This is a genomic window from Achromobacter sp. EG18 (genome assembly GCF_059759395.1).
In genome coordinates this window covers 576,013-596,488 of record NZ_CM186213.1, presented here as the reverse complement: position 1 = coordinate 596,488, position 20,476 = coordinate 576,013, and the positions used below count along the sequence as shown (strand labels likewise).

Genomic DNA, 20,476 nt, shown 5'->3' with positions numbered 1-20,476 from the left:
GCGGGCGTCACGGCAAGGGGACCCCAATGAAAACAGCCCGAAGGCCGTTGGGCGCTTCGGGCTGCGGTGCCGGCGTCCGGATCCGAAGATCCGGCAAGCCCCGGCGATCTACTTCTTCTTCATCGGCGGCAGGTCGGTGCACACGCCTTCGGCCACTTCGGCCGCCATGCCCACCGATTCGCCCAGGGTCGGGTGCGGGTGGATGGTCTTGGCGATGTCGATGACGTCCGCGCCCATTTCCACGGCCAGCGCCACTTCGCTGATCAGGTCGCCGGCATGGGTGCCGACGATGCCGCCGCCCAGGATGCGGTGCGTCTCGGCGTCGAACAGCAACTTGGTGAAGCCTTCGTCGCGGCCGTTGGCGATGGCGCGGCCGGAAGCGGCCCACGGGAACACGCCCTTCTCGACCTTGATGCCCTGCTTCCTGGCTTCGTCTTCGGTCAGGCCGACCCAAGCCACTTCCGGATCGGTGTAGGCCACCGACGGAATCACGCGGGCGTCGAAGAACGACTTCTGGCCGGCGGCGGCTTCGGCCGCCACGTGGCCTTCATGCACCGCCTTGTGCGCCAGCATCGGCTGGCCGACGATGTCGCCGATGGCGAAGATGTGCGGCACGTTGGTGCGCATCTGGCGATCGACCTCGATGAAACCGCGGTCGGTCACGGCCACGCCCGCCTTGTCGGCGCCGATCTTCTTGCCGTTGGGGCTGCGGCCCACGGCCTGGAGCACCAGGTCGTAGCGCTGCGGTTCCTTCGGCGCGCCCTCGCCCTCGAACGTGACGTAGATGCCGTCCTTCCGGGCCTCCGCGCCGACCGTCTTGGTCTTGAGCATGATGTTGTCGAAGCGGCCGGCGTTCTTCTTCTGCCAGACCTTGACCAGGTCGCGGTCGGCGCCCTGCATCAGGCCGTCCAGCATTTCCACCACGTCCAGGCGCGCGCCCAGCGTGGAGTACACCGTGCCCATTTCCAGGCCGATGATGCCGCCGCCGATGATCAGCATCTTCTTGGGGATTTCACGCAGCAGCAAGGCGCCGGTGGAATCGACGATGCGCTCGTCCTGCGGCAGGAACGGCAGCTTCACCGACTGGCTGCCGGCGGCGATGATGGCCTGCTTGAAGCGGATGGTCTGCGACTTGCCGTCGGCGCCCTTGACCGCCAGGTGGTTGGCATCGGCGAATTCGCCCACGCCGGTCACCACGGTGACCTTGCGCGCCTTGGCCATGCCGGCCAGGCCGCCGGTCAGCTTGGCGACCACGCTGTCCTTGTAGCCGCGCAGCTTGTCCAGGTCGATCTTGGGTTCGCCGAAGCTGATGCCGTGGGCGGCCAGCTCGCGCGCCTCGTCGATGATGGCGGCGTTGTGCAGCAGCGCCTTGGACGGAATGCAGCCCACGTTCAGGCAGACGCCGCCCAGCGTGGCGTAGCGTTCGACCAGCACCACGGACAGGCCGAGGTCGGCGGCGCGGAAGGCGGCCGAATAGCCGCCGGGGCCCGCGCCCAGCACCAGCATGTCGTATTCGGCGTCGACCGAGCCCTTGAAGGTCGCGGCGGCGGGGGCCGCTGCGGCCGGCTTGGCCTCGGCCTTGGGGGCTTCGGCCTTCGGCGCGTCAGCCTTGGGCGCTTGCTTGGCGGCCGGTGCGGCGTCGGACGCCTCGACTTCCAGGACCACCGAGCCTTCGGCGACCTTGTCGCCGACCTTGACGTTGATGGACTTGACCACGCCGCCCGTGGAGGCGGGAATTTCCATCGAGGCCTTGTCGGACTCGACCGTGATCAGGCTCTGCTCGGCTTTGATCGTATCGCCCACGGCGACCAGCACCTCGATGACCTCGACTTCCTTGAAGTCACCGATGTCCGGCACTTTGATTTGAACGGTATTGCTCATGGGGCTCCCCGTTTACAGCGCGATGCGGCGGAAGTCGGCCAGCAAGGCGCCCAGATAGGCGTTGAAGCGGGCAGCGGCGGCGCCGTCGATGACGCGGTGGTCATAGGACAGCGACAGCGGCACGATCAGGCGCGGCACGAATTGCTTGCCGTCCCAGACGGGCTTGTGCGACGAACGCGACACGCCCAGGATGGCCACTTCGGGCGCATTGATGATGGGCGTGAACGACGTGCCGCCGATACCGCCCAGCGACGAGATCGAGAAGCAGCCGCCCTGCATTTCGGCGGGCGAGATCTTGCCTTCGCGCGCCTTCTTGGACAGGTCGGTCATTTCCTGGGCGATCTGCAGGATGCCCTTCTTGTCGGCATCGCGGATCACCGGCACCACCAGCCCGTTGGGCGTATCGGCGGCAAAGCCGATGTGGTAGTACTGCTTGAGCACCAGGTTGTCGCCGTCCAGCGAGGCGTTGAACTCGGGGAACTTCTTCAGGGCCGCGACCACGGCCTTGATCAGGAAGGCCAGCATCGTGACCTTGATGCCCGACTTCTCGTTTTCCTTGTTCAGCGTGACGCGCAGCGCTTCCAGGTCGGTGATGTCCGCTTCGTCGTTGTTGGTGACGTGCGGGATCATGACCCAGTTGCGGTGCAGGTTCGCGCCGGAGATCTTCTTGATGCGCGACAGCGGCTTGGCTTCGATCGGGCCGAACTTGGTGAAGTCGACCTTGGGCCACGGCAGCAGGCCCAGCGCGGCGCCATCGGCCGAACCGCCGGCGGCGGCCGGGGCGGCGCCCGAGGCCAGCGCGGTCTTGACGAAACCGCGCACGTCGTCGGCGGTGATGCGGTCCTTGGGACCGGTGCCCTTGACCTTGCTCAGGTTCACGCCCAGTTCGCGGGCGAACTTGCGCACCGACGGCGAGGCGTGCGGCAGCTGGCCGGGCTTGAGGTTGGCGTCTTCCAGCGCGGCGGCCGGGGCCGGGCGCGAGCCGACGGCGGGCGTGGCCGGGGCCGCGGGCGCTTCCGCCTTGGCGGCCGGGGCTTCCGACCTGGCCGGCGCGGCTTCGGCCTTGGCGGCCGGCGCGGCCGCGGCGGCGGGCGCGCTGCCTTCCACCACGACCACGACCGAGCCCTTGGCGACCTTGTCGCCGACCTTGACCTTCACTTCCTTGACCACCCCGCCCTGCGAGGCCGGGATCTCCATCGAGGCCTTGTCGGACTCGACGGTGATCAGGCTCTGCTCGGCCTTGATCGTGTCGCCCACGGCGACCATGACTTCGATGACTTCCACTTCCTTGAAGTCGCCGATGTCCGGCACTTCGATCTCGACCGGACCGCTGCTGGCGGCCGGCGCGGCGGCCTCGGCCTTGGCGGCGGGCGCGGCGGCGGCAGCCTGCCTGGGCGCCTCGGCCTTGGGTTCTTCCTTGGCGGCCGGGGCAGCGGCGGCGTCGGCCGCTTCCACCTCGAGCACCACGGCACCTTCGGCGACCTTGTCGCCGACCTTGACCGCGATCGACTTCACCACCCCGCCCTGCGAGGCGGGGATTTCCATCGAGGCCTTGTCGGATTCGACGGTAATCAGGCTCTGCTCGGCCTTGATCGTGTCGCCCACCGCCACCAGCACTTCAATGACTTCCACTTCCTTGAAGTCGCCGATGTCGGGAACCTTGATTTGCACGACGTTGCTCATGTCTCTTTACCCTCAGGCGTATTGCGGGTTGGCTTTGTTCGGGTTGATGCCGTACTTCTTGATGGCTTCGGCCACCTTGGCAACCGGCACCTTGCCTTCGTCGGCCAGCGCGCGCAGGGCGGCGACCACGACGAAGTGGCGGTCCACTTCGAAGTGCTCGCGCAGCTTGGCGCGGAAATCCGAACGGCCGAAACCGTCGGTGCCCAGCACCTTGTACTCGCGGCCCTTGGGCACGAACGGACGGATCTGGTCCGCAAACAGCTTCATGTAGTCGGTCGACGCGATGATCGGGCCTTCCGTCTTGGCCAGCTGTTCCGTGACGTAGGCCACCTGCGGCTTCTTCTCGTCAGGGTGCAGCATGTTGTGGCGCTCGGCGTCCAGGCCGTTGCGGCGCAGTTCGGTGAAGCTGGTGACGCTCCACAGGTCCGAGGCCACGCCCCAGTCGGCTTCCAGCAGTTCCTGGGCCGCCATGACTTCGCGCAGGATCGTGCCCGAGCCCATCAGTTGCACGCGGTTCTTGCCCTTGCCGTGCGACTTGAGCTTGTACATGCCCTTGATGATGCCTTCCTCGTCGCCGGCGGTCAGGCCAGGCTGCGGGTAGTTTTCGTTCATCACCGTCAGGTAGTAGTAGACGTTTTCCTGGTCTTCCACCATGCGCTTGAGGCCATGCTGGATGATCACGGCCAGTTCGTGGCCGAAGGTCGGGTCGTACGAGACGCAGTTGGGGATGGTCGAAGCCAGGATGTGGCTGTGGCCGTCTTCGTGCTGCAGGCCTTCGCCGTTGAGCGTCGTGCGCCCGGCGGTGCCGCCCAAGAGGAAGCCGCGCGCCTGCATGTCGCCGGCCGCCCAGGCCAGGTCGCCGATGCGCTGGAACCCGAACATCGAGTAGTAGATGAAGAACGGGATCATGATGCGGTTGTTCGAGGAGTACGACGTGGCCGCCGCGATCCACGAGCTCATCGCGCCCGCTTCGTTGATGCCTTCCTGCAGGAGCTGGCCGTCGGCCGCTTCCTTGTAGTACATGACCTGGTCCTTGTCGACCGGGGTGTACTTCTGGCCTTCCGGCGCGTAGATACCGATCTGGCGGAACAGGCCTTCCATGCCGAAGGTGCGCGATTCGTCGGCCAGGATCGGCACGACGCGCGGACCCAGCTGCTTGTCGCGCAGCACCTGGTTCAGGATGCGCACGAAGGCCTGGGTGGTGGAGATCTCACGGCCTTCGGCGGTGGGTTCCAACACGGCCTTGAAGGCGTCCAGCGCCGGCGCCTTGAGCTGTTCGTCGGCCTTGGCGCGGCGGCGCGGCAGGTAGCCGCCCAGCGCGGCGCGGCGCTCGTGCAGGTACTTCATTTCGGGCGAGTCGTCGGCCGGCTTGAAGTACGGCAGGTCGGCCAGCTTGTCGTCCGGGATGGGGATGCCGAAGCGGTCGCGGAATTCGCGGATCGAGTCCAGTTCCAGCTTCTTCTGCTGGTGGGTCGGGTTCTTGGCCTGGCCCACGTGGCCCATGCCGTAGCCCTTGATGGTCTTGGCCAGGATGACGGTCGGCTGGCCTTCATGCTTGGAGGCGGCGTCGAACGCGGCGTAGACCTTGTGCGGATCGTGGCCGCCACGGTTCAGGCGCCAGATGTCTTCGTCGCTCATGCGCGACACGGCTTCCAGCAGCTTGGGGTGCTTGCCGAAGAAATGCTCGCGCACGAACTTGCCGTCGTTGGCCTTGTACGCCTGGTACTCGCCGTCGACGGTTTCTTCCATGATCTTGCGCAGAATGCCTTCCTTGTCGTGCGCCAGCAGCGGATCCCAGTAGCCGCCCCAGATCAGCTTGATCACGTTCCAGCCCGAACCGCGGAAGTCGCCTTCCAGTTCCTGGATGATCTTGCCGTTGCCGCGCACCGGGCCGTCCAGGCGCTGCAGGTTGCAGTTGATGACGAAGATCAGGTTGTCGAGCTTTTCGCGGGCCGCCAGGGCGATGGCGCCGAGCGACTCGGGTTCGTCCATTTCGCCGTCGCCGCAGAACACCCAGACCTTGCGCTTGCTGGTGTCGGCGATGCCGCGGGCGTGCAGGTACTTGAGGAAACGGGCCTGGTAGATGGCCATCAGCGGGCCCAGGCCCATCGACACCGTGGGGAACTGCCAGAAGTCCGGCATCAGCTTCGGATGCGGGTACGAGGACAGGCCCTTGCCGTCCACTTCCTGGCGGAAGTGGTTCAGTTGGTCTTCGGTCAGGCGGCCTTCGAGGTAGGCGCGGCCGTACATGCCGGGCGAGGTGTGGCCCTGGAAGTAGACCAGGTCGCCGCCGTGGTTTTCGTCTTCGGCGTGCCAGAAGTGGTTCTGGCCGCAGCCGATCATGGTGGCCAGCGAGGCGAACGAGGCGATGTGGCCGCCCAGGTCGCCGCCGTCCGGCGGATTGTGCTTGTTGGCCTTGACCACCATGGCCATGGCGTTCCAGCGCACGTACGAGCGGATGCGCGATTCCAGTTCCAGGTTGCCCGGGTGCGCCGGCTCCAGGCCGGGCGGAATCGTGTTGACGTAAGCGGTGTTGGGCGAGAACGGGATGTGGGCGCCGGAACGACGGGCTTCGTCGATCAGGCGTTCCAGCAGGTAGTGCGCGCGCTGCGGTCCTTCGCGATCAAGGACTGCCGCCAGGGCTTCGAGCCACTCCTGGGTTTCTAGGGTGTCTTCGTCGTTGGCAGCCTGCACGGCGCCAGCCTGGGCGAAAGAGGACATCGTGTGTCTCCTGTTGGGGTTCGTTCGTGACCGCACCCGCTTATTTATCTACTCGCGGACATGCCATGGTAGTCGGGATCATCCGGGCTACCATGCCATGCATGGGTCGGGGTGTTGTGCTAGAGACCAGCTACTCGGGAGCGGTTTCCCTATCAGCCGGCATTCTAAGAAAGAAGATTAACCGGTCGCAAGGAAAATTTCATGTTGCGGTACGGCATTTCATAATGCGAAAATATGAACAGAAGCTGAAAAGGATGGAAGGCACTTTTTTAGCCCATCTCCCTTCTGAAGGGCTTGATTCCCGGCAATTCCCGCCGACACGCACTAAAATGCCCCCCACGCCGCGCCTTCGGCTTGCTGCCCCGCGGGGCCGTTTTCATCTTGAGGCGGCCTGGCGATGAAAAATGCCCGGCCTATCCGGCCCAAATTACATGTCCAGCGCGCCCAAGTCCAATATACCCACGCCGTTCCACGACCACGCCCGCACGCGCCGCCGCGGGGTGTACTGGGTCACGCCCGCGATGGTGCTGATCCTCTATATCTGTGTGATGGGGGTGTTCTTCTGGTTGCAGCGCATCCATGACGACAGCGTCATGTTCGTGACCATCGACCAGGAAATGCGGCAGCAGCGCCTGATCTGGGTGGTGCTGGCGCTGTCGTGCGTGATCGTCATCAGCCTGCTGATGCTGTGGCGCTATACGCGCTTCCGTTCCGCCGCCGAGGCCGCCCTGATCGCCGAGACCGGTTTCCGCCGCGCCATGGAGAACTCCATGTCCACCGGCATGCGCGTGCTGGACATGGAAGGCCGCATCGCCTACGTCAATCCGGCCTTCTGCCGCATGATCGGCTGGAACGAGGCCGACCTGATCGGCCGCAGCCCGCCCTTCCCCTACTGGGTGCCGGGCCGCCATGAACAGCACCAGCACACCCTGGACGTGCTGATGTCCGGCAAGACGCCCAGCAGCGGCCTGGAAGTCGAGGCCCAGCGCCGCGACGGCTCGCGCTTCACGGCGCGCATGTACGTGTCGCCGCTGCTGGACCCCAACGGCAACCAGATCGGCTGGATGACGTCGATGACCGACATCACCGAGCCCAAGCGCATCCGCGAGGCCCTGACCGCCGCGCACGAGCGCTTCATGACGGTGCTGGAAGGCCTGGACGACGCCATCTCGGTCACCGCCGACACCCACGACGGCCTGGAGCTGCTGTTCGCCAACCGCACCTACCGCCGCGTGTTCGGCGCCCAGACCGGCGGCCACGACGAGCTGCTGGCCGGCCGCCGCGGCCGCTTCACGGATGAATCCGTGGAAGTCTTCGCGCCTTCGGTGCAGCGCTGGTTCGAGGTGCATCACCGCATGCTGGCCTGGACCGACGGCCGCCGCGTGCGCATGCAGGTGGCGCGCGACATCACCGAGCGCCGCACCCACGAAGAAGCCTCGCGCGTGCAGCAGGAAAAGATCCAGCTCACCAGCCGCCTGACCACCATGGGCGAGATGGCCTCGTCGCTGGCGCACGAACTGAACCAGCCGCTGACCGCCATCGCCAACTACAGCATGGGCGCGGTGGCGCTGGTCAAGGCCGGCCACACCAGCCCCAACATGCTGCTGCCGGCGCTGGAAAAGGCCGCCTCGCAGGCCGAGCGCGCCGGCAAGATCATCAGCCGCATCCGCGAATTCGTGAAGCGCAGCGAGCCGCGCCGCCAGCGCGTGGCGATCGGCCGCATCGTCGACAACGCCATCGGTTTCGCCGAGATCGACGCCCGCAAGCGCCGCATCCGCATCGACAGCTTCGTGCCGTCGAATGCGCCGGACGTGCTGGCCGACCCGATTCTGATCGAACAGGTGCTGCTGAACCTGCTCAAGAACGGCCTGGAAGCCATGGAAAAGAGCGAGTCCGACGAGCTCAAGGTGGCCGTGATCCTGCACGAGCAGCACATCGAGGTCGCGGTGGTCGACCGCGGCCATGGCCTGGCCGAGCCGGAACGCCTGTTCGAACCCTTCTTCAGCACCAAGACCCAGGGCCTGGGCATGGGGCTGAATATCTGCCGTACCATTATCGAATCGCACCACGGCCGCCTGTGGGCGGACCCGAACCCCGCCGGCGGTACTATTTTCCGCTTTACCCTGCCCTGCGCTGCGTCCCAGACGCAGGCCCAGAATGACCAGTCAGAGGAGTTGCACGCATGAACACGCCCCACCTGTCGAGCACGGTATTCATTGTTGATGACGACGAAGCGGTCCGCGATTCGCTGCGCTGGCTGCTTGAAGCCAACGGCTACCGCGTTCGCGCCTACGCCAGCGGCGAGTCGTTCCTGGAAGACTACGACCCCAGCCAGATCGGCGTGCTGATCGCCGACGTGCGCATGCCGGGCATGAGCGGCCTGGAGCTGCAGGAACAGCTGATCGCCCGCAACGCCCCCCTGCCCATCGTCTTCATCACCGGCCACGGCGACGTGCCGATGGCCGTGTCGACCATGAAGAAGGGCGCCGTCGACTTCCTCGAGAAGCCGTTCAACGAATCCGATCTGCGCGAAATCGTGGCGCGCATGCTGGAGCAGGCCACGCAGCGCGTGAGCAAGCACCAGGCCCAGAAAGACCACGAAGCCATGCTGGCGCGCCTGACCGCGCGCGAGCAGCAGGTGCTGGAGCGCATCGTCGCCGGCCGCTTGAACAAGCAGATCGCCGACGACCTGGGCATCAGCATCAAGACCGTCGAGGCGCACCGCGCCAATATCATGGAAAAACTTGAAGTGACCACCGTTGCCGATCTGATGAAAGTGGCCCTGGCCAAACCCGAGGCACACGCATGAGCCGCCGGGCCGTTCCCAAGGCGAATACCGTAGCGCACCGCGCGGAGGTTGCCTGATGTCCGCCAGGATCATTGACGGCGCCGCCCTGTCGCAGCGCATTCGCGAAGAAGTCGCCCAACGCGTCGCCGCCCTGGCCGCCAAGGGCACCCGCCCCGGCCTGGCCGTGGTGCTGGTGGGCGAAGACCCCGCCTCCCAGGTGTACGTGCGCAATAAAGTCGCGGCGTGCGAGAAGGCCGGCCTGCATTCCGTCAAGGAACAGTACCCCGCCGACATGACCGAGGCCGAACTGCTGGCCCGCATCGACAAGCTGAACCGCGATCCGTCCATCCACGGCATCCTGGTGCAGCTGCCGCTGCCCAAGCACATGGACGCGCACAAGGTCATCGAAGCCATCGCCGCCGAGAAGGACGTGGACGGCTTTCACGTCAGCAACGCCGGCCTGCTGATGACCGGCCAGCCGCTGTTCCGCCCCTGCACGCCGTACGGCGTGATGAAGATGCTGGAATCGGAAGGCGTGGCCCTGCGCGGCGCCGAGGCCGTGATCGTCGGCGCCAGCAACATCGTCGGCAAGCCCATGGCCATGCTGCTGCTGGCCGCCGGCGCCACCATCACCATCTGCAACTCCAAGACCCGCGACCTGGCGGCGCAGACCCGCCGCGCCGACGTGCTGGTGGTGGCCACCGGCAAGCCCGGCATGATCAACGGCTCGATGATCAAGCCCGGCGCGGTCGTCATCGACGTGGGCATCAACCGCGGCGCCGACGGCAAGCTGTGCGGCGACGTCGACTTCGCCTCCGCCAGCCAGGTGGCCGGCGCCATCACCCCCGTGCCGGGCGGTGTCGGCCCCATGACCATCGCCATGCTGCTGGTCAACACCGTCGAAGCGGCGGAACGGGCCGCGGCCTGAAGACCGGTCCTGCGGCCCGCCGTGGCACCCCTGTGGGTTTGCCCCGCGCCCTTTCGGGGGCCAGTGGGGCAAACCCACAGTCGTCTCTGGACGCGGCGCGCGGAACCGGCCGCTCCTGGGGACTGCACTTGCTTTTCGGCCTGCCGCCCCAACCTGATCCCTTATGCCCGCCGGCGCGCTCGCGTGCTGCCCGCTCTCCTCTCACGCTATTGGTAACACCATGACCCAGAATCCCCTGCTCGCCCCCGTCTCAGAACTGGTCGACTACCAGGCGGTCAAGCCCGCCCACGTGGTGCCCGCCATCGAGGAACTGCTGGGCATCGCCCGCCAGGCCGTGGACCGCGCCGCCGATCCCGCGCTGGCGCCCACCTGGGAAGCCGTGGTCGAGCCGCTGGATACCGCGTCCGAGCGGCTGTGGCGCGCCTGGTCGGTGGCCGGCCACCTGAACGCCGTGGTCAACACGCCCGAACTGCGCGAGGCCTACAACGCCGCCCTGCCGCTGGTAACCGAGTTCTCGACCTGGGTCGGCCTGCACGAAGGCCTGTACCAGCAGTACCAGCGCCTGGCCGCCGCGCCCGATTTCGCGTCGTGGTCGCCGGTGCGCCGCCGCATCGTCGAGATGGCCCTGCGCGACTTCCGCCTGAGCGGCGTCGAACTGCGCGGCGCCGACCGCGAGCGCTACGCCGCCATTTCCGACCGCGAGGCGCAGGCCTCGCAGAAATTCTCCGAGAACGTGCTGGACGCCATCGACGCCTGGTCGCTGCTGATCGAGGACGAGGCCCGCCTGGCCGGCATTCCCGCCGACGTGCGGGCCGCCGCCCGCGCCGCCGCCGAGGAAGACGGCAAGCCGGGCTGGAAACTGACGCTGAAGATGCCCTGCTACCTGCCCGTCATGCAGTACGCGCAGGACCGCTCGCTGCGCGAAGCGCTGTACCGCGGCTACGGCACGGTGGCGTCGGAACAGGGCGATGCCCGGTTCGACAACTCGCCCCTGATCGAGGAACTGCTGTCGCTGCGCGCCGAGGAATCCACCCTGCTGGGCCTGGGCACCTTCGCCGCGCTGCGCCTGCAGACGCGCATGGCGCGCGACGCCAAGGAGGTCACCACCTTCCTGCGCGACCTGGCCGCGCGCGCCAAGCCGTATGCCCAGCGCGACCTGGCCGAGCTGAAGGCCTACGCCGCCGCCGAACTCGGCCTGGCCGAATTGCAGCCGTGGGACGTGGCCTATGCTTCCGAGCGCCTGCGCGAGTCGCGCTACGCCTACTCCGAAGACGAGGTGAAGCAGTACTTCACCGAGCCGCGCGTGCTGTCCGGCCTGTTCGAAGTAATCGAGACTCTGTTCGACGTGCGCCTGGCCGAAACGCCGGTGTCGTCGTGGCACCCCGACGTGCGCGGCGTGCGCGTCGAGAGCCCCAAGGGCGACTTGATCGGCTACCTCTACCTGGACCTGTACGCCCGCGCCGGCAAGCAGAGCGGCGCCTGGGTCGACAGCGAGCGCACCCGCCGCGTGGTCGCCGGCCGCGTACAGACGCCGATCGCCTACCTGACCTGCAATTTCTCGCGCCCCAACGGCGACCGCGCCGCCGTGCTGACGCACGACGACGTCATCACCCTGTTCCACGAAACCGGCCACGCCCTGCACGCGCTGCTGTCGGAAGTGGACGAGCCCGGCGCCGCCGCCTTCGCCAGCGTCGAATGGGACGCCATCGAACTGCCCTCGCAATTCATGGAGAACTTCTGCTGGGAATGGGCGGTGGTGCAGAAGCTGTCGGCCCACGTCGACAGCGGCGAACCGCTGCCGCGCGCGCTCTACGACCGCCTGGTCGCGGCCCGCAACTACCAGAGCGGCATGCAGACCGTGCGCCAGATCGAGTTCGCGCTGTTCGACATGCTGATGCACGACCGCGCCAAGGGTGCCAGCATCGACGAAGTGCTGGCCCTGCTGCAGGAAGTGCGCGCCGAGGTCGCGGTGCTGTTCCCGCCCGCCTGGCACCGCCTGCCGCATGCCTTCTCGCACCTGTTCGCGGGCGGCTACGGCGCCGGCTACTACAGCTACAAGTGGGCCGAGGTGCTGTCCGCCGACGCCTACGAGGCATTTGAAGAAGCCGCGGCAAGGCAGGCCGGCAACGCCCTGGGCACGCTCGATCCGGCCACCGGCGCGCGTTTCCGCCGCGAAGTGCTGGCCGTCGGCGGCTCGCGCCCCGCCGCCGAATCGTTCGCCGCCTTCCGCGGCCGCGCCCCGCGCATCGACGCGCTGCTGCGCCACAGTGGCATGAGCGCGGGCTGAGCGATTCGCGCATGATTCATGGCCCGCTTGCGAGCGGGCCATTTTTTTTGGCTGGCCGCGCTAGCGCTCCCCCGGCCGGCGCGCCGATACCACCAGCCAGTTCCCATGCGCCGACGGTTCCGAACCGGCCTGGCGCCAGAAGTGGCGGCTGTCCTCGTCCTGCGCGTGTTTCAAGCGCGCCTGGCAATAGCGCCGCGCGGGCCAGGCCAGCAGATGATCTAGCCAGCGCGCTTGCCCGGTTTCGACCACGGAATGCAGGGTGATGTCGTGGAATCCATGATGCGCCAGCAATTGATGCAGCTGGGCAAAACCCAGGGGGAACAGCGCGCCTTCCGTGCGCGCCGCGGCGCTCCAGGGATCGACATGCACACCGCGCAGCAGCGCCCGCAGGCGGACCCGCACACGGCCCGCGTTGGGCGTGGTCAGAACCAGCGTGCCGCCTGGGCGCAGCGCGTCATGAAAGCCGCGCACCAGCAGGCCGGGGTTGGACGCCAGGTGGATCGCTTCGCTGCAGACCACGGCGTCGTAGGGGGCGGCCGCGGGCAGCGGCGTTTCGAGGTCATGCACGGTCAGGCGCCGGTAGCCATTGGCCGACGCCGGCAACCCGGCCGGACCGACGCCATCGAGTTCGACATCGCGTCCGGTCGCCGGGCGCACCATGTCGCCCAGCCAGCCGCGGCTGCAAGGCGCTTCCAGCACACGCTCCGCCAGGCGGCTGCGCAGGATGTCGAGCACCACGGGGTAATACGGAAAATAGGGGTAGCCCAGCGCGTGGCTGGCCGCGGTGTTCATAGGGTGGCACCTCGCCGGTAACTGACAATATCCTGACTGTAGCTGTCAACAACCGTTCGCATGGCCCGATTTGCCACTTCTCCAACAATATTTCGACAAAGCTTCACAAGTGCGCCGCGCGCGCCTTGCGCCGGGACAAACCGCACCGTTGGCGGCGCACGGCCAGCGCGCCGCCAACGGGTAGAATCGACGGGTTTATCCCTCCAACCGGCGATGGAACCCATGCGACACCTGCTTACCGGACGCGCCTGGCGCGGTCTCTTCCTGGCCCTGTGCATGCTGCTTGCCGCCTGCGGCGACCGCAATGTCGATTGGACGCTCTACAACGTCAAGGGCCACCTGCCCGACCTGAAGTTCTCGCTACCGGGCGCCGGCGGCAAGACCGTCAGCAGCGACGACCTCAAGGGCAAGACCGTGCTGCTGTTCTTCGGCTACGCCAGTTGCCCGGACATCTGCCCCACCACCATGGCGCAGTTGACGGCGGTGCTGCAGAACCTGGGCGACAAGGCGCGCGACGTGCGCATCGTGTTCGTCAGCGTCGATCCGCATCGCGACACCCCGGACATCCTGCAGGCCTACGTCAATGCGTTCAACAGCCAGGCCATCGGCGTCACCGGCAATGAAAAGCAGGTGGCCGACCTGGCGCGCCGCTACCGCGTGGCCTACCAGATCGAAAAGCCCCGGCCCGGCGACGACGCCGACCAGTACGAGGTGACGCACAGCCGCGGGGTGTACATTTTCGACAATCAGGGCCGCGCCCGTCTGCTGGCTTCGGACACCGACAGCATCGAGGCGATGACCAAGGACCTGCGCCAGCTCATCGACCTGACCTCTTAGGGGCGCCTTGCAACATTGCTGCACGGACGACGCGGCGCAGCATGTTGCGTGCTTGCCCCACACACCAGTTGTTACAGCCCCGGCGGCACGCGCGTGAGTAATATCAGGGCACATCGCCCTTTACCCTCGCAAGGAGTACGCGCATGAGCATCATCATCATGATCATCGTCGGCTTCATCGTCGGGCTGATAGCCCGCGCGATCATGCCCGGAGACCAGAACATGGGGATCATCATGACCACCATACTGGGCATCGTGGGCGCGGTCGTGGCCGGCTTCCTCGGCCAGAACCTGGGCTGGTATGCCCCGGGCGAACCGGCCGGCTGGATCGGCTCGGTGGTCGGCGCGATCATCGTGCTGTTCGTGGTCGGCCTCATCGCCAAGAAGCGCGGCTGACGCGCTGGCGCGCGCCACGCAAAGCGGGCCGATCGAAAGATCGGCCCGCTTTTTTTGCCACTGCCGGCGCGCCGCGAGGCTCAGCCCGGCTGCCCGCCAGGCGCGACCGCCGCGTCCGGCGCGGGCTGCGCCGCCGTGACGGTGCGCTCGGTCCAGCCACCGCCCAGCACCTTGTACAAGGTGACCAGGTTGGACAGGCGCGACAGGCGCGTATCGACCAGCGCCTGCTGCGCGGTGTAGAGCGAGCGCTGCGAATCCAGCACCGTCAGGTAGTCGTCGATGCCCTGGCGGAAACGCTGCTCGGACAGGTCATAGGCGCGCTGGTTGGCGGCCACCAGCAGTTGCTGGGCCTGGATCTGTTCGTCCAGCGTGCCGCGGCCCGCGAGCGCGTCGGCGACTTCGCGGAAACCGGTCTGGATCGTCTTCTCGTACTGCGCGACCTGGATGTTCTTCTGCACCTTGGCCAGGTCCAACCCAGCCAGCAGCGAGCCGCCGGCGAAGATCGGCACCGTGATCTGGGGCACGAAACTCCAGGCGCCCGAGCCCGCGTCGAACAGCCCGCCCAGGCTGGCGCTGGCGGTGCCGGCGTTGCCCGTCAGGCTGATGGTCGGGAAGAACGCGGCGCGGGCCGCGCCGATGTTGGCGTTGGCGCCCTTGAGCTGGTGCTCGGCCGCGCGGATGTCCGGGCGGCGCGCCAGCAGTTCGGACGGCAGACCGGCCGGCAGCGCGGTCGGCAGCATGCCGTCGTCGAGCTTGACGGCGTTGTCCAGCGCCGCCGAGATTTCCGGCGACAGCGGCTGGCCCACCAGCAGCACCAGCGCGTTGCGGTCCTGCGCGGCCTGGCGCGTGTACTGCGACAGGTTGCGCTGGGCGGTGCGCAGCGACACTTCGGCCTGGCTCAGGTCGAGCGCCGTGGACAGGCCCTGGTCGTAGCTCTGCTTGGTGAGCTTGTAGGAGTCGTCCTGGCTCTTGAGCGTGTCGCGCGTCAGGCTCAGCAGCTCCTGGTCGGCGCGCAGCGTCAGGTAGGCGTTGGCCACTTCGGCGATCAGCGTCAACTGGGTCGCGGTGCGGGTTTCGTCCAGCGCCAGGTACGATTCCAGCGCCTTGTCGCTCAGGCTGCGGATGCGGCCGAACAGGTCCAGCTCCCACGAGGACAGCGCGGCGCCGACCTGGTAGTTGTGGCTGGTGCTGGCCTGGCCGCTGGGCGACAGGTCGGCCGGTGTGCGCTGGGCGGTTTCCTTGCCGGCGATGCCGACGCTGGGCAGCAGGTCAGCGCGCTGGATGCGGTACTGCGCCCGCGCCGCCTCGACGTTCAGGGCCGCCACGCGCAGGTCGCGGTTGTTGGCCAGCGACTGCTCGATCAGTTGCTGGAGCAAGGGATCGGCGAAGAAGTCGCGCCAGCCGATGTCGGCGGTGGCCACCGGACCGGCGGCATCGGCCTTGTAGGCCGGGCCGGCCGGATAGGCCGCCGAGACCGGCGCGTCGGGCCGTTCGTAGGTCGGGGCCAGCGAGCAGCCCGCCAGGGCCGCCGCCAGGGAAAGGGAAACCAGGGTTCTCATCTGCAGCTTCATTGCGGTTTTCCTTCGACGGACACGTCCTGCGCATCGTTGGCGCTGGGGTCGTGCGGATCGCGCCGCGCGCTCATGCGTTCCACCTTGAACAGGCGCAGCATGATCACGAAGAACGCGGGGACGAAGAAGATGGCCAGGAAGGTCGCGGTCAGCATGCCGCCGATCACGCCCGTGCCGATGGCGTTCTGGCTGCCCGAACCGGCGCCCGAGGAGATCGCGAGCGGCACCACGCCCAGGATGAACGCCAGCGACGTCATCAGGATCGGGCGCAGGCGCTGGCGGGCGGCGTGGATCGCCGACTCCGTCAGGCTCGCCCCAGCCTCGTAGTGCTCCTTGGCGAACTCCACGATCAGGATGGCGTTCTTTGCCGCCAGGCCGATGGTCGTGAGCAGGCCCACCTGGAAGTACACGTCGTTGGACAGGCCGCGCAGCATGGTCGCGCCCAGCGCCCCGATGATGCCCAGCGGCACCACCAGCATGACCGCGGACGGGATCGTCCAGCTTTCATACAGCGCCGCCAGGCACAGGAACACCACGATCAGCGAAATCGCGTACAGCGCCGGCGCCTGGGCGCCCGACAGGCGTTCTTCGTACGACATGCCGGTCCATTCGAAGCCCACGCCCACCGGCAGCTTGCTGGCGATGCGTTCCATTTCCTCCATCGCCGCGCCCGAGCTGTAGCCCGGCGCCGCCTGGCCCTGGATGTTGTAGGACGGCACGCCGTTGTAGCGGTTCAGCTTCTGCGGGCCGAAGCTCCAGGTGGCCTTGGCGAAGGCCGAGAACGGCACCATGTCGCCATCCTTGTTGCGCACGTACCATTTGTCCAGGTCTTCGGGCAGCATGCGGGCCGAGGCCTCGCCCTGCGCGAACACCTTCTTGACGCGGCCGCGGTCGATGAAGTCGTTGACGTACGACGAGCCCCAGGCGGTGGACAGCGTGCTGTTGATGTCCGACACGGCCACGCCCAGCGCCCGCGCTTTCTCGCGGTCGATGTCGAGTTGGTACTGCGGCGCGTCCTCGATGCCGTTGGGGCGCACGCCCTGCAGGATCTTGCTTTGCGCCGCCTCGCCCAGCAGCTGGTTGCGCGCGGCCAGCAGTTTTTCATGGCCCACGCCGGCGCGGTCCATCAGCTGGAAGTCGAAACCATCGACGTTGCCCAGTTCCATCACCGAGGGCGGCGGCACCACGAACAGCATGGCGTCGCGCTCGGTCTTCCTGAAGTGGGCGTTGGCGCGCGCCGCCACGGCGGCCGCCTTGAGCTTGGCGTCGCCGCGGTCTTCCCAGTCGCGCAGCTTGATGAACAGGATCGAGGCGTTCTGGCCGCGGCCGCCGAAGTTAAAGCCATTGACCGCGAACACCGAGGTGACCGCGTCCTTCTCTTCGGTCAGCAGGTAGTTGGTGGCCTCGTCGATGACGGCCTTGGTGCGCTCGGCGGTGGCGCCGGCGGGCGTCTGGATCTGGGCGAACAGGATGCCCTGGTCCTCGGCCGGCAGGAACGCGGTCGGGATGCGGGTGAACATCCAGCCCATGGCGATGACGATGGCCAGGTAGACCACCATCAGGCGCTTGGTGCGGCCCAGGCCGCGCGCCACGGTATTGGCGTAGCCATGGCTGCTGCGGTCGAAGGCGCGGTTGAACCAGCCGAAGAAGCCGCGCTTGGTGCCGTGGTGGCCCTTGGGAATCGGCTTGAGCAGCGTGGCGCACAGCGCCGGCGTGAAGACGATGGCGACGATCACCGACAGCACCATCGAGGACACGATGGTGATGGAGAACTGGCGATAGATCACGCCGGTCGAGCCGCCGAAGAACGCCATCGGGATGAACACGGCGGCCAGCACCATGGCGATGCCGATCAGCGCGCCGGTGATCTGGCTCATGGACTTGCGGGTGGCCTGCTTGGGCGTCAGGCCCTCTTCGGCCATCACCCGCTCGACGTTTTCCACCACCACGATGGCGTCGTCCACCAGCAGGCCGATGGCCAGCACCATGCCGAACATGGTCAGGGTGTTGATGGAATAGCCGAATGCGGCCAGCACGCCGAAGGTGCCCAGCAGCACCACCGGCACCGCCAGCGTCGGGATCAACGTGGCGCGGAAGTTCTGCAGGAACAGGTACATCACCAGGAACACCAGGATGATGGCTTCCACCAGCGTCTTGAACACTTCCTCGATCGACAGGCTGACGAACGGCGTGGTGTCGTACGGATAGACCACGTCCATGCCCGGCGGGAAGTACGGCTTCAGGTTATTGATGGTGTCGCGCACCGCCTGCGCCGTGTCGAGCGCGTTGGCGCCCGGGGCCAGCTTGATCGCCAGGCCCGAGGCGGGCTTGCCGTTGTAGTAGCTGTCGATGGCGTAGGTCTGGCCGCCCAATTCGATGCGGGCGACGTTGGCCAGGCGCACCTGGGAGCCGTCGGCATTGACCTTGAGCAGGATGCGGCCGAAGTCTTCCGGCTTTTCCAGGCGCGAGGGGCCGATGATGGTGGCGTTCAACTGCTGGCCGCGCACCGCGGGCAGGCCGCCCAACTGGCCGGACGAGACCTGGACGTTCTGTTCCTTGATGGCGTTGACCACGTCGACCGTGGTCAGGCCGTAGTTCACCAGCTTGGCCGGATCCAGCCAGATGCGCATGGCGTACTGCGAACCGAACAGCTGGAAGTCGCCCACGCCCTGCGTGCGGCTGATGGGATCCTGGACGTACGAGGCGACGTAGTCGGCCAGGTCGTCCTTGGTCATCGTGCCGTCGGTGGACACGAAGCCCGCCACGATCAGGAAGTTCTTGGTGGCCTTGGTGACGCGGATGCCCTGCTGCTGCACTTCCTGCGGCAAGAGCGGCTGCGCCAGCGACAGCTTGTTCTGCACCTGCACCTGGGCGGTGTCGGGGTTGGTGCCCTGGCGGAACGTCAGCGTGATGGACATGCTGCCGTCGGAGTTGCTTTCCGAGGAAATGTACTCCAGGCCGTCAAGGCCGTTCATCTGCTGCTCGATCACCTGCACCACGGTGTCCTGCACCGTCTGCGCCGAGGCGCCCGGGTAGGTCACCGCGATGCCGATGGCCGGCGGCGCGATGTTCGGATACTGCGAAACCGGCAGCTTCAGGATGGACAACGCGCCGGCCATCATCAGCACGATCGCGATCACCCATGCGAAAACCGGTCTATCGATAAAAAACTTTGCCATGCAAGGCTCCCTGACTACTGCTTGGCCGCCGCGGCGCCCGCCTGCGGTTGCTGCGCCGGCTTGGCGCTGGCTTCAGAGGCAACCACCTCGACGCCCGGGCGCACCATCTGCACGCCTTCCACGATGACCTTGTCACCGGCCTTCAGGCCGTCGGTGACCAGCCACTGGTCGCCGATGGCGCGGTCGGTCTTGATTTCACGCAATTCCACTTTGTTCTCGGCATTGACCACCAGCGCCGTCGGCAGGCCGCGCTGGTTGCGCGTCACGCCGCGTTGCGGCACCAGCAGACCGTCGGCGGCAACGCCGTCGACCAGGCGGGCGCGCACGAACATGCCCGGCAACAGGCGGCGGTCCGGATTGGGGAACACCGCGCGCAGCGTGACCGAGCCGGTGCCCGGGTCGACGGTGACTTCGGAGAACTGCAGCTTGCCCTGCTGGGTGTATTGCGAGCCGTCTTCCAGCGTCAGCGTGACCAGCGCGGCCTGCTCGCCCTCGGCCTTCTTGAGCTGGCCGCTGGAGAGCGCGTTCTGCAGGCGCAGCAATTGCACGCTGGACTGGGTCACGTCGACGTAGATCGGGTCGATCTGCTGCACGGCGGCCAGGGCCGTGGCCTGGTTGGCCGTGACCAGCGCGCCCTCGGTGACCGAGGAACGGCCGATGATGCCGCTGATCGGCGACAGCACCTTGGTGTAGACCAGGTTGATGCGCGCGGTGTCGAGCGCGGCCTTGGCCGACAGCACGTCGGCGACGGCCTGGTCGCGCGCGGCCACGGCGTTGTCATAGGTCTGTTGGCTGACGGCGCGGGTGGCCACCAGCGGCTTGTAGCGCTCGGCCAGCAGCGCGGCGGTCTTCTGCTGCGCCTGGGCGCGCGCCAGGGCGGCCTTCTGGCTGTCGAAGCTGGCCTGGTAGAGCGCGGGGTCGATCTGGTAGAGCTGCTCGCCCGCCTTGACCTCGCCGCCCTCGGTGAACAGGCGCTTCTGCACGATGCCGTTGACCTGCGGCCGCACTTCGGCGACGCGGAACGGCGAGGTGCGGCCCGGCAATTCAGTGGTCAGGGAAACCGGCTTGGTGGTGAGCGTGACGACCGTCACCTGCGGCTTGCCCGCCTGGGGTGCTTCCTGCTTCTTGCCGCAAGCGGCCAACGTCAGGGCCGATGCCGTCAGCGTGACCACCGCCGCGCCGCGCCACATAGCGCTTTTCTTGTTCATAGATTGCATTCCCGATTTCCAACTAAAAAGGTAGCCCTCACACCCGCCCACCGGGGCCTGCGCCCGCCGGGATTCCGGCGACAACGACGGCGCAAGCCGAACCATGCATCGGTTCGGCTCGTGAGGATTGACTGGGGTGGTTTCGCCTCAGACATTCAGGCAGGGCTTCGACGCTTTGCTGCATTGCAGAATCGGCATTTTGCGTT

The 20,476-nt window shown here is 67.1% G+C and carries 13 protein-coding genes; 6 read left to right on the top strand and 7 right to left on the bottom strand.

All coding sequences use genetic code 11. From position 1 onward, the window contains the following. Window positions 1-108: 108 nt before the first annotated feature. Genes lpdA through aceE form a run of 3 tightly spaced genes read right to left on the bottom strand, consistent with a single transcriptional unit; the run spans window position 109 to window position 6,285 of the window. The gene (gene lpdA / locus AC6CR5_RS02825; protein ID WP_054497834.1) at window positions 109-1,881 is read right to left on the bottom strand and encodes a dihydrolipoyl dehydrogenase; all 1,773 of its coding nucleotides are present in this window, start codon (window positions 1,879-1,881) and stop codon (window positions 109-111) included. A gap of 12 nt (window positions 1,882-1,893) precedes the next feature. Beyond that, the gene (gene aceF, locus AC6CR5_RS02820) at window positions 1,894-3,564 is read right to left on the bottom strand and encodes a dihydrolipoyllysine-residue acetyltransferase (protein WP_054444260.1); all 1,671 of its coding nucleotides are present in this window, start codon (window positions 3,562-3,564) and stop codon (window positions 1,894-1,896) included. Between the two features lie 12 nt (window positions 3,565-3,576). Next, window positions 3,577-6,285: a pyruvate dehydrogenase (acetyl-transferring), homodimeric type gene (gene aceE, locus AC6CR5_RS02815; RefSeq protein ID WP_006387485.1), complete on the bottom strand. Its 2,709-nt coding sequence runs from the start codon at window positions 6,283-6,285 to the stop codon at window positions 3,577-3,579. A gap of 431 nt (window positions 6,286-6,716) precedes the next feature. Here aceE and AC6CR5_RS02810 point away from each other — a divergent pair, with 431 nt between their 5' ends. From AC6CR5_RS02810 to AC6CR5_RS02795, 4 genes are all read left to right on the top strand, one after another. Next, a complete protein-coding gene (locus AC6CR5_RS02810) occupies window positions 6,717-8,471 on the top strand; it encodes a PAS domain-containing sensor histidine kinase (RefSeq protein ID WP_020927319.1) in 1,755 nt (584 codons plus the stop codon). After that, complete coding sequence (locus AC6CR5_RS02805; RefSeq protein WP_020927318.1) at window positions 8,468-9,094, top strand: response regulator transcription factor; 627 nt, start codon at window positions 8,468-8,470, stop codon at window positions 9,092-9,094. The genes AC6CR5_RS02810 and AC6CR5_RS02805 overlap by 4 nt, the downstream gene beginning before the upstream one ends. A 55-nt stretch (window positions 9,095-9,149) precedes the next feature. Further along, window positions 9,150-10,001 (top strand): bifunctional methylenetetrahydrofolate dehydrogenase/methenyltetrahydrofolate cyclohydrolase FolD, encoded by an 852-nt coding sequence (gene folD / locus AC6CR5_RS02800; protein WP_047992770.1) that lies wholly within the window; start codon window positions 9,150-9,152, stop codon window positions 9,999-10,001. 220 nt (window positions 10,002-10,221) lie between these two features. Next, window positions 10,222-12,288 carry a M3 family metallopeptidase gene (locus AC6CR5_RS02795; RefSeq protein WP_498085255.1) on the top strand — a complete coding sequence of 689 codons (2,067 nt, stop codon included), beginning with the start codon at window positions 10,222-10,224 and terminating at the stop codon, window positions 12,286-12,288. A gap of 60 nt (window positions 12,289-12,348) precedes the next feature. Here the strand turns inward: AC6CR5_RS02795 and AC6CR5_RS02790 are convergent, their stop codons facing one another. Then, window positions 12,349-13,080 carry a class I SAM-dependent methyltransferase gene (locus tag AC6CR5_RS02790; protein WP_080969387.1) on the bottom strand — a complete coding sequence of 244 codons (732 nt, stop codon included), beginning with the start codon at window positions 13,078-13,080 and terminating at the stop codon, window positions 12,349-12,351. Between the two features lie 222 nt (window positions 13,081-13,302). On the opposite strand from AC6CR5_RS02790, the gene AC6CR5_RS02785 reads away from it, so the two are divergent. Together AC6CR5_RS02785 and AC6CR5_RS02780 are read left to right on the top strand one after the other, a co-directional pair. After that, window positions 13,303-13,917 (top strand): SCO family protein, encoded by a 615-nt coding sequence (locus AC6CR5_RS02785; RefSeq protein ID WP_047992772.1) that lies wholly within the window; start codon window positions 13,303-13,305, stop codon window positions 13,915-13,917. Window positions 13,918-14,060: 143 nt separating this feature from the next. Further along, the gene (locus AC6CR5_RS02780; protein ID WP_006387478.1) at window positions 14,061-14,312 is read left to right on the top strand and encodes a GlsB/YeaQ/YmgE family stress response membrane protein; all 252 of its coding nucleotides are present in this window, start codon (window positions 14,061-14,063) and stop codon (window positions 14,310-14,312) included. Between the two features lie 80 nt (window positions 14,313-14,392). Here AC6CR5_RS02780 and adeC read toward each other — a convergent pair whose 3' ends face one another. From adeC to AC6CR5_RS02765, 3 genes are read right to left on the bottom strand one after another with little or no spacing between them, the layout of a single operon-like run. Continuing rightward, complete coding sequence (adeC, locus tag AC6CR5_RS02775; RefSeq protein WP_020927312.1) at window positions 14,393-15,883, bottom strand: AdeC/AdeK/OprM family multidrug efflux complex outer membrane factor; 1,491 nt, start codon at window positions 15,881-15,883, stop codon at window positions 14,393-14,395. After that, complete coding sequence (locus tag AC6CR5_RS02770) at window positions 15,880-19,062, bottom strand: efflux RND transporter permease subunit (RefSeq protein WP_020927311.1); 3,183 nt, start codon at window positions 19,060-19,062, stop codon at window positions 15,880-15,882. The genes adeC and AC6CR5_RS02770 overlap by 4 nt, the downstream gene beginning before the upstream one ends. A gap of 14 nt (window positions 19,063-19,076) precedes the next feature. Beyond that, window positions 19,077-20,270, bottom strand: a complete 1,194-nt coding sequence (locus AC6CR5_RS02765) for an efflux RND transporter periplasmic adaptor subunit (protein WP_498085254.1) — start codon at window positions 20,268-20,270, stop codon at window positions 19,077-19,079. Window positions 20,271-20,476 lie beyond the last annotated feature (206 nt).